The sequence below is a fragment of the uncultured Sphingomonas sp. genome, from assembly GCF_902806265.1.
Taxonomy (GTDB): domain Bacteria; phylum Pseudomonadota; class Alphaproteobacteria; order Sphingomonadales; family Sphingomonadaceae; genus Sphingomicrobium.
In genome coordinates this window covers 53,599-65,167 of sequence record NZ_CADCVZ010000022.1, presented here as the reverse complement: position 1 = coordinate 65,167, position 11,569 = coordinate 53,599, and the positions used below count along the sequence as shown (strand labels likewise).

The following is an 11,569-nucleotide window of genomic DNA, read 5'->3' as shown; positions in this document are numbered from 1 at the left end:
CGCTTGGCCTAAGCGTTTCGGGTCGCGGGGGAGGGCGGGATTGTCAAGCGTGCACGGGTTCGCGGGCCTTGATCACGCGCTCTGCCAGCGTGCCGTTGAGTTCGGCTAGATGGTCGAACTCGGCCTCGAAGGTGGCGAGCCCCTGACTGAGCGAGCGCAGCTCGGCTTCAAGGCCGGACAGCTCGGCTTCGGGGATTAGCGCTTCCACCCGGTCCCAACCGTTCCAGCCATCATGGGGAGCGAGGCCGAGCATCTGCCCGCGCCGGCCCGCTACGGCCGAGCTGACGCGGCTGGTGGAGCCGTTCGGGGTTACCACCTGCACGCGCTGCACCGGTTCCAGCAGGTGCGGCGCGGCGGCGCTCAGCGCCTCCTGCATGGCAATCCGCCCTGCGGTGCGGAAGGCGAGCTCCGAACTGTCCACGCTGTGATAGCTGCCGTCTGTCAGGGTGACGGCTACGTCCACCACCGCAAAGCCGAGCGGGCCTTTTGCGAGCGCGTCGCGAACGCCTTGCTCGACGGCGGGGATGTACTGCCGCGGTATGGCGCCGCCGTGTATTTTCTCGGTAAAGCGGAAGCCTTCGCCGCGGGGCAGGGGCGCAACTTTGATCACCACGTCACCGAACTGGCCGTGCCCGCCCGACTGCTTCTTGTGACGGCCGCGCTGCGTGACGGAGCGCCGGATCGACTCGCGGTAGGCGATGGTCGGCGGTCGCTGCCGGACCTCAACCCCGTACCGGCGCTTGAGCTTGGCGAGCAGAGTCTGCAGCTGCTCGTCGTTGATGCCGCGGAGCCGCAGTTCGTGGCTGGCCTCGTCCTGTTCGAGCCTGAGCGCCGGGTCTTCCTCCAGCAAGCGGGACAAGGCTCCGGACAGCTTCACATCGTTCTTGCGGTCGGCCGGCTCGATCGCGATCGTGCAGTTAAGGGCAGGAATGGATACCTCCACCTCCGGCGGCAGCTTGTCGACGCCGAGCCATTGGCCCGCGCGAACGCCGTCCAGCTTGGCTAGGGCGACCACCTCGCCGTCCCCGGCCTGCGCCAGCTTGCTCGTCTTCTCCCCCTGCAAGGAGAACAGCGCGCCCAGCCGCTGCCGGCGGCCGGCGGCATCCTGCACTTCGGCGCCCTCGCTGACCGAACCGTCTAAGGCGCGGCTTAGCGCGATCCGGCCGAGCGCGGTGGCGTTGCTGACCTTGAATGCGAACAGGGTCGGGTCGGTGACGCCGAGGCGGCGGGCGGTGGCGGCAGGCGCCGGCGTTTCATGGCGGAGGGCCTTGAGCAGGCGGCGCACGCCCCAGCAGTTGCCGGCGGAACCGAACAGCACCGGCACGCCCAGACTCTCCCCCGTTTCCCGGGCGAGGTCCTTGAACACCGTGCTCCCATCCGGGACCTGGTCGGTTAGCAACTGTTCGAGCAGCGCGTCGTCGTGATCGGCCAGCTGCTCCAGCAGCTGCGCCCGCGCCTGGCCCTCGCGTTCGGCGAGCTCGTCCGGGATGCCGATCGGTTCGGAGCCCTTACCGCCGGGTAGGTAATGGAATGCGCGTTCCAGGGCAACGTCGACGAAGCCGGTAACCCGCTCGCCTTCTCGGATGGGGATTTGGCGGGCGATCAGCGGCGACACGCTCATCGGCTGCAGCGCCGACAGGAGATCGCGGATCGACCCGCGTGCCTGGTCGATGCGGTTGACGAAGATGAGGTGGGGGATGCCCAGCTCGTCGAGCATGCGCAGGGCAGGAGCCGCGAGCGGGGCGCGGGCGGGGTCGGGGTCGACCACCACGATCGCCAGGTCCGCAACTGCGACGCCGCGCGCACCGTCCGCCGCGAAGCCGACGGAGCCAGGGCAATCGATCAGCGCGAAGCTCTCGTCAAGGTGATTGAAGCGGAGCAGGTTGAGCTCGGTCGAACCGCCTCGCGCCCGCGCTTCAGCAACGGCGTCGCCGACGCTGGTTCGGCCACCGGTGGATCCCAGCCGGTCAATCGTCCCGCTGGCGAACAGCAGCGCTTCGGCCAGCGAGGTCTTGCCAGCGCCGGCCGGTCCGACCAGCGCGATGGCTCGGGTGCCGTCGACAACCTCGTGCATGCGAAACTCCTCCCGTCCTGTTGTGCAGGGCGCTGAGCCGCCGAGGGGGCGCCTCACGCGCCGCTGAAGACAGGCAGCGTCGGCCCGTTCGCCGGCCATGGCAAGTGGGGAACGGCTCGGGTCCAAGTCGGTTGGGCGCAGGGAGGAGTTTGAACGCACCCATGGCGACCGCCGCACACCCGAACCAAGCCGCAGCCGACGACAAAGGCCGGAGTGCGGACAAGCCGACGGACATTCCGGCGCCCGGCTGGAAGGAAATCCTGCTGCGCACCTGGAAGGAAGCCGGCAACGACAACATCGGGATCGTCGCCGCGGGCGTTGCCTTTTACGGTTTCCTCGCGCTGGTGCCGCTGCTGGGCGCCACCGTGCTGATCTACGGCCTGGTCGCCGAGCCGCAAACGGTGATGCAGCATGCCTCCTCCCTGACGGACATGCTGCCCACCGACGTCGCCCAGCTCATCAGCCAGCAGCTGATCACCGTGGTCCAGACTTCGGGGGGCAAGAAGGGGCTTGGTCTGGCGATCGCCCTCGCGATCTCCCTGTGGGGGGCGCGCAACGCCGCCGGCTCCGTGGTCACCGCGCTCAACATCGCCTACGAGGAGGAGGAGAAGCGCGGGTTCATCAAGACCAACCTGCTGGCGATCGCCATGACGGTCGGGGCGGTGCTGCTGGCGATCATGGCGGGTGGCGCCATCGGCATGCTCGGCTACCTCCAGCACCTGTTTCCCGGCCTGGGGCCGATGGGAGCGTTCTTCTGGCGGGTGCTGACCTATCTGCTGCTGGGCAGCATTGCCGCTGGGGCCGCCGCTACCCTGTTCCGCTACGGTCCGTCGCGCGAGAAGGCGACCTGGACCTGGCTCACGCCGGGGTCGCTGACCTTTGCGATCGCCTGGATCGTCCTGACACTGGCCTTCGGCTTCTACGTATCGAACTTCGGCAATTACGGCGCCACCTACGGGTCGTTGAGCGCGATCGTCGTGCTGCTGACCTGGCTCTTCCTGTCGAGCTACGTGCTGCTGTTCGCCGCGGAGCTCAATTCGGAAATCGAGCACCAGACGGAGAGGGACACCACCGATCGGCCGAACGACAAGCCGCTGGGTGCGCGCGGCGCCTGGTCGGCGGACCATGTGGCCGCCGGAACTACGGATCCGGACGCTTCCAAGCAGCAGGACGGTGCACGCGCCCAGCCTCAATCACCGGCAGCTACTTCGAGCGGCGGCAGCGGAGTCCTCGCCGGGGCAGCGCCTGCGGCGAGCGCGGCGGCGGATCGCGACGGGGATGGCCACCCGTTCCTCACCTCACGGGTGACCAACAAGGCCGGGCGCTTGGCGGGTACGGCCAAGGTCGGCATGATCGGCTCGGCGCTGGCGACTTTGGGGCTTGGCTTCTTGCGGCGTCGCGGCAAGGAAGGGACGGGCGCGGCACTGCTGGCCGCGGCAGCCGGCTTGGCGCTGCTCAGAAGGAAATAAATGGGCTCCCGCGTAGGCGGGAGCCCATTGTTTTTGGTTCAGGCACTGGGCTCCTGCCTACGCAGGAGCACGGCAGTGCTCAAGCCGCCGGCAGCAGCCGCTGCTCGCCCGCCAGCTTCATCAGCGAAGACTGAAGCTTCTCGAACGCCCGAACTTCGATCTGACGGATACGCTCGCGGCTGACGCCGTAGACCTGGCTCAACTCTTCCAGGGTCTTCGGATCGTCGGCCAGGCGCCGTTCGGCCAAGATGTGCTTCTCGCGGTCGTTGAGGCTGCCCATTGCGCTGTTGAGCAGCTCATGGCGCACCCGGCGCTCCTCGTCCTCGGCGACGATCTCGTCCTGCAGCGGGCCGTTGTCGACCAGGAAGTCCTGCCATTGGTTCTCGCCCTCGCTGTCCTTGAGCGGCGCGTTAAGGCTGGTGTCGCCGCCCATCGACATGCGGCGGTTCATGGAGATGACCTCGTCCTCGGTCACGCCGAGGTCGGTCGCGATCTTGGCTACGTCCGCAGGCTTGAGGTCGCCTTCCTCGAACGCGTCGATCTGGTTCTTCATCCGCCGCAGATTGAAGAACAGCTTCTTCTGCGCGGCCGTGGTGCCCATTTTCACGAGGCTCCAGCTGCGCAGGATGAACTCCTGGATGGACGCGCGAATCCACCACATGGCATAGGTCGCCAGGCGGAAGCCGCGGTCCGGCTCGAACTTCTTGACGCCCTGCATCAAACCGATGTTGCCTTCGGAAATCAGTTCACTGACCGGCAGGCCATAGCCGCGGTAGCCCATGGCGATCTTGGCCACGAGCCGCAGATGGCTGTTGACGAGCTTGGCTGCCGCATCGGTGTCCCCATGCTCCTTCCAGCGCTTGGCGAGCATATATTCCTCCTCAGGGGCGAGGATGGGAAATTTCTTGATCTCCGATAGATAGCGGTTGAGGCCAGCCTCACCGCCGGTCGCCGGGATCGATAGTGCCTTCGCCTGTGCCATGGGATGAAGCGTCCTCTCCAAGCCGCGCGAGTCTTGAGCGACGGCCTATCTCATACTTCTCTATACACCGAGCGCCTTGAACAGTTCCTGCATGTCGGCTGGAACGGGGCTCTCGAACGATAGTTTTTTGCCACTTATCGGGTGAATGAAGCCCAACGCCGCTGCATGAAGCGCTTGGCGGTGGAAATGCAGTAAACTGAGCAGCTCTTGCAGTCGCTTCGGCGGCGACCGGCCGTAAACCGGATCGCCAAGCAGCGGATGCCCGAGGGAGGCCATATGGACGCGCACCTGGTGTGTCCGCCCAGTCTCCAGCTGGCACTCCAACGATGCGGCGTCACGCCAAGTTCCAAGCCTACGCCAGTGAGTCACCGCCCGCTTGCCGCGTCCATCCTTCACTATAGCAATCTTTTTTCGATCGGCCCTTGATCGGGCTAGCGGCGCGTCAACGGTACCCTCGGCGGCTGCTGGCACACCCGACACTGCCGCCAAATAGCGCCGGTCAATGCTGTGCGCGGCGAACTGCCTGGCGAGCCCTTCATGCGCCCGGTCCGTCTTGGCCACCACCAGCAGGCCTGACGTGTCCTTGTCGATCCGGTGCACGATCCCGGGCCGGGCCACCCCACCGATGCCGCTGAGTTGCCCGCGACAATGGTGCAGCAATGCGTTCACCAGCGTGCCGTCGAGGTTGCCTGCCGCCGGATGAACCACCAGTCCCGCGGGCTTGTCGACCACCAGGAGGTGCTCGTCCTCGTGAACCACCGCGAGCGGAATGTCCTGTGCCCGGTTGTGCGCGGGCGCGGGCTCCGGCACCGCCAGCCGCAGGCGCTCGGTACCCAGAACCTTGCTCGCTGGATCGCGAAGAGCTGCATCGCCGTTCGCCAGCGCGCCGGAACGGACCAGCACCTTCAGGCGCTCCCGCGACATAGTCGGCACTGCATCGGCCAGCGCACGGTCCAGCCGCCAGCCGGCGTGGTCGGGCCGAAGCGCAATGTCGATGATCTGCGACCCCCCGGTCATGGCCGAGCGATGTGGAGGGCAGAACGGCGGTTTTCAAGGCGGCTTGCAAGCGCCCGCGCCTTGCCCCAACACGTTGGCCCATGAACGCGATCGATCTCGCCAGTCTGCTTTGCTCCCGCCTGTGCCACGACCTGCTGTCACCGGTGGGAGCGCTCAATAACGGCATCGAACTGCTCAGCGACGAGCAGGACCCCGATATGCGCGAGCGCTGCCTAGAGCTGCTGGCGGAGAGCGCGCGGGCGTCGGCGGCTAAGCTCAAGTTCTTCCGGCTCGCGTTTGGGGCCGGCGGCGGGTTCGGCGCCACGATCGACACGCGGGAAGCCCATACCGCGATCGAAGGCCTGCTCACGCCAGAGAAGCGGATCACGCTCGGTTGGATGATCGCGGATGAGAAGCTGCCCAAGGATGCGGTCAAACTGCTTTTGAACCTGGCCCTGATCGCCGGCGACGCGCTGGTCAGGGGAGGGCGGCTCGATGTCGGCGGCGAGCGTTCCCCGCGCGGCATCGAGATGGTGATCAGGGCGGAGGGCCCCCGCATCCTGCTTGACCCCGCGCTACGCGAGACGCTGTTGCGCGGCTCTGCCGGCGGTGCGATCGAACCTCGCGCGGCAGGCGCGTGGCTGGCCCATGGGCTCGCAAACCAGTCCGGCGGATCGATCAAGCTGTCGGACCCTGATTCCGACGTGTTGCTGATCGGGGTGGAACTGCCCGAGCGGCAAACTGCCCGCTGAGGCCTGGCAGGGATAACTGCGCCTTAACTTGTCCACGCCTAAGCTGGCCGGCGTAACTGTTCGAGCTGGGGCTGATGGACGATCTCATTGCGGATTTCGTGGCCGAGTGCCGGGAGATGCTGGAAAGCCTGGGCGGGGAGATCGTCGCCTGGGAAGCCCAGCCCGAAGATCGGTCGCGGCTCGATAGCATTTTCCGCTTCGTCCATACGGTGAAGGGTAATTGCGGTTTCTTCGAGTTTCCGCGGCTGGAAGCGTTGAGCCATGCCGCGGAAGACGCGCTGGCCGACGTGCGGGCCGGTCGGCGCCAGGCCGACGGGGCCCTGGTCAGCGCGGTGCTGGCCGTGATCGACCGGATCGGTGAGATGGTGGAAGTGATCGCCGCCGGGGAATCGCTGCCGGAGGGCGACGACGCTAAGCTGATTCAGGGACTGGCGCCCGGCGCCGATGGCAGCGTAGCCGTCCCGGCCGCCGCGGTGGTTGGCGAGGTCAAGAACGCCAGCGTCGCGCCCAGGACTATCCGGCTGTCGGTGGAGCTGCTCGACCGGGTGATGAGCGGCGTGTCTGACATGGTACTGGCGCGCAACGAGCTTGCCCGACGCCTGCGCGACAACGCCGCGGACGTGGCAGTGGACGGAGCCTTTGAGCGGCTTTCCGGAATCATCGCCGAAATGCGCGACGCCATCACCCGCACCCGCATGCAGCGTATTGAGAACCTGTTCGTGAGTCTGCCGCGCATGGTGCGCGACCTGTCGGCCGAGCTTGGCAAGCAGGTGCTGGTCGATGTTGAAGGCGGCGACGTGGAACTCGACCGCGAGATGATCGAGATGATTCGCGATCCCCTGACGCATATTGTCCGCAACGCGGTGGACCATGGGATCGAGGGGCCCGCAGAGCGCCTCAAGGCAGGCAAGCGCGAGATCGGCTTCCTGAGCGTGTCCGCCCGCCAATCGGGCAACCAGATTTTGATCGATATCTGCGACGACGGCCGCGGGATCGATGGCAAACGTCTGGTCGAGAAAGCCGTGGCCGCCGGCTTGATCGAGGCCGCGGACGCCGTCCGGCTGAGTCCGGCCCAGCAGTTCGAGCTGATGTTTGAAGCGGGCCTGTCCACCGCGGCGCAGGTGACCAATATCTCCGGACGCGGCGTCGGCATGGACGTGGTCCGCTCGAACATCGAGCGGATCGGCGGGGTTGTCGAGGTGGACAGCCGGCTCGGCGTCGGCAGCCGCATGACGCTGCGCGTGCCACTGACCTTGACGATCATCCCCGCGCTGACCGTCAGCATCGGCAGCCAGCATTTCGCCATCCCCCGTTCCGCGATCGAGGAGATCGTTCGGGCGAACGGCGACAGTGTCACTCTGAGCCAGCTGGGCGGCGCGGGTGTTGCGACCATCCGCGGGCGGCGCGTTCCCGAAGTGGCTTTGGCGGACATATTGGAATTGCCAAGCAGCCTCAGCGACGAGCAGCGGACGCTGGTCGTCCTGCGCCCCGGCGGCGGCGACGTATTCGCGCTGGCGGTGGACAAGGTCCACGACCATGAAGAGCTCGTGGTCAAGCCGGCTGCCCCTGCGGTCATGGCGACGGGGCTTTATGCCGGAACCACGCTGGCCGACGACGGCTCGCCCATCCTGTTGTTCGATCCCGCGGGGCTGGCCCGGGTGGGTGGTGTCAAGCTGGAGGGTCAGGAACGGGTCGGCCGGGCGCTCGAAACCGCGCCGGTCACCAGCGAGCGGGTCAGCGTTCCGGTGTTGCTGTTCCGCACCCTAGACGGTGCGCGGCGTGCGGTGCGGCTCGCCACCGTGGACCGGATCGAGGACGTAAGCGCTGCCGCGGTTCAATGGGCTGCCGGTCAGCTCAGGGTACAATTAGGCGAGGCTATCCTGCCGCTGGGCGGCTGCGACGCTCGACCTGCGCATGGCGAGAAACTGCGCATGTTCCGCTTGAGCGACGGCTGCACGGAGATGGGCCTCGCCTTCAAGGAAGTGATCGACATGGCCGAGATCGTGGGCGAGATCGTTCCTGCCGAGGTGCCGGGTGAGGTCGCTGGCGTGACCCTGATCGGCGGCGAACCGGCCGAACTGGTCGACGTGCATTGGCTGTTCGCGCGGCATTGCGGCACGGCCGGGCAGGGCAAGCGCGAGGCAGTCTGCCGGTTGCCGACTGACGACGCGTGGATGCAGAACATGCTGCGCCCGATCGTGGAAGCCGCCGGCTACCGCGTGGTCGGCACCGACAGCGAGGAGCCCGCCGACCTGGTTATCGCGGCAGAGGGCTCGGCGGACCCGGCGGGCGAAAAGGTCCCCACCATCCGGCTGCGCAGCGATCCGGAGGCACCGACGAACGACGGCAGCATCTACCGTTACGACCGGGCCGGGCTGATGACGGCGCTTAAGGCGGTCGGGGGAGGCGTGCGATGAACCAGTTGCTGCTTGTGGTCACCATCGGCGGCCAGCAGGTCGCACTGCCGGCCTCCGCGGTCGAGAGCGTGGTCGAGCTCGATACCCTGATCCCCGTCCCGAGGGCGCCAGCGCACGTGGCCGGCCTGTCGGCGTTGCGCAGCCGGGTGCTGACGGTGATCGACTGCATGCGGGCGCTGGAGCTGGGCGCCACCGACGTCAGCGATGGCATCCACGAGGCGGCGGTGGTCGAGCTCGACGGTCACCATTATGCCCTGCTGGTCGACAGTGTCGAGGACGTGGTCGAAGCCCGCTCCGAGCCGGCCCCCCTTCGCGCCGCCATGGGCCGCGGCTGGGAAGCGGTCAGTCTCGGTCTCGTGGAGACGGGCGCAACGCCTCTTTTGCTGATCGATGTCGCCGCGCTGATCGAGGGCGTGGAGGCGCGCGCGGCTTAAGCTCTTCGTTACACTTGCCCTCTACAGTTTATTATCAGCGTTTCGGGAACCTCGAGATCATGAAGACCTGTCTCATCGTCGACGACTCCAAGGTGATCCGAAAGGTCGCCCGTCACATCCTGGAAGCGCTGGAGTTCAGCGTGGAGGAAGCCAGCGACGGCAAGGAAGCGCTTGATCATTGCGAGACCAGCATGCCCGACGTGGTGCTGCTCGACTGGAACATGCCGGTGATGAGCGGGATGGAGTTCCTGAAGCTGCTTCGCCAGCGCGGCCATTCGGATCAGCCCAAAGTCGTATTCTGCACAACTGAGAACGACATGGCGCATATCCGCGCGGCGCTTGAAGCCGGGGCGGACGAATATGTGATGAAGCCGTTCGATCGCGAGACGCTGCACATCAAGCTTCAGCTCGTCGGCGTCGCCTGAGGGGCGACGCATGACTGTTGCGATCGCCAGACCGGTCGCGGCGAGGCATCCCCGGCCCATCCGGCTGATGATCGTCGACGATTCCACCGTCGCCCGCGCGGTTCTCTCGCGCATGGTCGAGGCGGACGGAGGGTTCGAGTTGGCGGCCGTCGCGGGTACCGCGGAGGACGCCCTCGATGCTCTCGAGCATGTCGCGGTCGACGTGATCCTGCTGGACCTGGAAATGCCGGGGGCCGGTGGCCTCAAGATGCTCCCAATGATCCTGGCCGGCTCGCGGGGAGCGCGGGTCATCGTGGTTTCATCGTTGGCCGAAGAGGGCGCAAAAGCGACGGTGGCGGCGCTTGGCCTGGGCGCGGCGGACACGCTGCCGAAGCCCGGTATAGGCCGCTTCAATGGTCGCTTCTCCGAAGTGCTGCTCGGCAAGCTTCGGACGCTCGGCATGGCCGCCGGCAGCAGCTCGGGTCGGACGGGTACCAGCACCCCGCTGCGGGCCATGGCGGCCGAGCCAATGCGCTGCCTGGCAGTCGGGTCCTCAACCGGCGGCATTCACGCCTTAGGGCAGATGTTCGCTGCTATGCCCGAAGCGATCGGCGTCCCGATCCTCGTCACCCAGCACCTGCCCGCACCTTTCATGGCGGTGTTCGCTCGCCAGCTGGGCGCGTCGGCTCGGCGCCAGGCGATCGTTGCGCAGGATGGCATGCAGCTGCAAGGCGACGTGATCCTGATCGCGCCCGGCGATGCCCACCTGACCGTGGAGAACCGTAGCGGGCGCGCTGCCGTGCGGCTGGATCGGACCCGTTCGGCAAGCGGCTGCCTGCCATCAGTCGACCCGATGTTGCACTCGGTGGCGGAATTCTACGGTGCTACCGGGGTAGGCGTAATCCTATCCGGCATGGGCCGTGATGGTGCGGCCGGGTCTGCCCGGCTGGTTGCGGCTGGCGGCTCCGTCCTTGCCCAGGATGAGGCGACCTGCGCGGTATGGGGAATGCCCAAGGCCGTGACGGAGGCGGGACTCGCCTGCGCCGTCCTGCCACCTGACAAGATTGCTCGGCGACTTGCGTCCAAGGCCGGAGACATCAAGTGGTGATAAGTGACAGTTCGAGCCGCATCCTCGCCGGCCTGCTGGAGGCGCGCACGGGCCAGCAGCTGACGCTGAACCGGCGCTGGCGCCTGGAGACTGCGCTTAACCATCTGCTCCGTGAGCGGGGCATAGCCAGCATCGATGAGCTCATCACCATTCTCGTCATGGGCAAGGAGCCCAGCCTCGCCGGCCGCGTAGTGGAGGCCCTGTTGAACAACGAAACCTATTTCTTTCGCGATCGCTCCCCCTTCGACACGCTGGCCCGCTCGGCTTTGCCGGAGCTTGCCAAACGCCGTGCATCCACCAAGCGGCTGCGTATCTGGTCGGCCGGCTGCTCGACCGGGCAGGAGGCTTACTCGCTGGCCATGCTGTTTGCCGAAGAGCCGCTGAAATGGCAGGGCTGGACGGTCGATATCCTCGGCACGGACGTGTCGGACGCGGTGGTGCAGCGGGCGAGGTCGGGCACCTACACCCAATTCGAAGTGCAGCGCGGACTCGGCATTGCGCAGATGATCAAGTGGTTCGAGGAAGCACCGGGTGGCTGGAGAGCGGTGGAGGGCTTACGCAAGCCGGTGCGCTTCCAGGTTCATAACCTACTCGAACCGCCGCCGCACCCCGGCGGGTTCGACATCGTGCTGTGCCGCAACGTGCTGCTCTACCTCGATACCGAAACTCGCGAGCGGGCGTTCGAACGGCTGGCCTCGGCCATGACTCCGGACGGCTGGCTGATGCTGGGCGCTGGCGAGACGGTTATCGGGCAGACCAAGAAGCTGATCGCCGACAAGGAGAATCGCGGCCTTTACGTGCTGGACGGCAGCGCGGGCTCCGCGGAGCGTCGCGTCGCGTGAGGGCTTGACCGCGAACGCTCGCTCGTGCCCTTTCAGCGAGCCGTGGAGTTCGTCGATCGTCCCTCACCAAATCATGATGAGCGCAAGCTGC

General features: G+C 66.8%; 10 protein-coding genes. 7 read left to right on the top strand and 3 right to left on the bottom strand.

Annotated features, from left to right (window positions below; genetic code table 11):
• Positions 1–43 precede the first annotated feature (43 nt).
• A complete protein-coding gene (locus QZX62_RS05480; RefSeq protein WP_294172779.1) occupies positions 44–2,074 on the bottom strand; it encodes an elongation factor G in 2,031 nt (676 codons plus the stop codon).
• A 161-nt stretch (positions 2,075–2,235) separates the two neighbouring features.
• Here QZX62_RS05480 and QZX62_RS05475 point away from each other — a divergent pair, with 161 nt between their 5' ends.
• On the top strand, positions 2,236–3,543 hold the full coding sequence (locus tag QZX62_RS05475; RefSeq protein ID WP_294172778.1) for a YihY/virulence factor BrkB family protein: 1,308 nt from the start codon (positions 2,236–2,238) through the stop codon (positions 3,541–3,543).
• A gap of 79 nt (positions 3,544–3,622) precedes the next feature.
• On the opposite strand, the gene rpoH is transcribed toward QZX62_RS05475, so the two are convergent.
• Together rpoH and QZX62_RS05465 are read right to left on the bottom strand one after the other, a co-directional pair.
• A complete protein-coding gene (rpoH, locus tag QZX62_RS05470) occupies positions 3,623–4,525 on the bottom strand; it encodes an RNA polymerase sigma factor RpoH (protein ID WP_294172777.1) in 903 nt (300 codons plus the stop codon).
• Positions 4,526–4,585: 60 nt separating this feature from the next.
• Positions 4,586–5,542, bottom strand: a complete 957-nt coding sequence (locus QZX62_RS05465; RefSeq protein WP_294172776.1) for an RluA family pseudouridine synthase — start codon at positions 5,540–5,542, stop codon at positions 4,586–4,588.
• 80 nt (positions 5,543–5,622) lie between these two features.
• Between QZX62_RS05465 and QZX62_RS05460 the strand changes: the two genes are divergently transcribed.
• The 6 genes from QZX62_RS05460 (at position 5,623) to QZX62_RS05435 (ending at position 11,478) form a co-directional block, all read left to right on the top strand.
• Entirely contained in the window at positions 5,623–6,273 is a 651-nt protein-coding gene (locus QZX62_RS05460) for a histidine phosphotransferase family protein (RefSeq protein WP_294172775.1), read from the top strand.
• A 74-nt stretch (positions 6,274–6,347) separates the two neighbouring features.
• Positions 6,348–8,690 carry a chemotaxis protein CheA gene (locus QZX62_RS05455; protein WP_294172773.1) on the top strand — a complete coding sequence of 781 codons (2,343 nt, stop codon included), beginning with the start codon at positions 6,348–6,350 and terminating at the stop codon, positions 8,688–8,690.
• Complete coding sequence (locus QZX62_RS05450; protein ID WP_294172772.1) at positions 8,687–9,124, top strand: chemotaxis protein CheW; 438 nt, start codon at positions 8,687–8,689, stop codon at positions 9,122–9,124. Before QZX62_RS05455 ends, QZX62_RS05450 begins: the two co-directional genes overlap by 4 nt.
• A gap of 59 nt (positions 9,125–9,183) precedes the next feature.
• Complete coding sequence (locus tag QZX62_RS05445) at positions 9,184–9,549, top strand: response regulator (protein ID WP_294172771.1); 366 nt, start codon at positions 9,184–9,186, stop codon at positions 9,547–9,549.
• A 10-nt stretch (positions 9,550–9,559) separates the two neighbouring features.
• On the top strand, positions 9,560–10,636 hold the full coding sequence (cheB, locus tag QZX62_RS05440) for a chemotaxis-specific protein-glutamate methyltransferase CheB (protein ID WP_294172770.1): 1,077 nt from the start codon (positions 9,560–9,562) through the stop codon (positions 10,634–10,636).
• Positions 10,630–11,478: a protein-glutamate O-methyltransferase CheR gene (locus QZX62_RS05435; RefSeq protein ID WP_294172769.1), complete on the top strand. Its 849-nt coding sequence runs from the start codon at positions 10,630–10,632 to the stop codon at positions 11,476–11,478. Before cheB ends, QZX62_RS05435 begins: the two co-directional genes overlap by 7 nt.
• Positions 11,479–11,569: the final 91 nt, after the last annotated feature.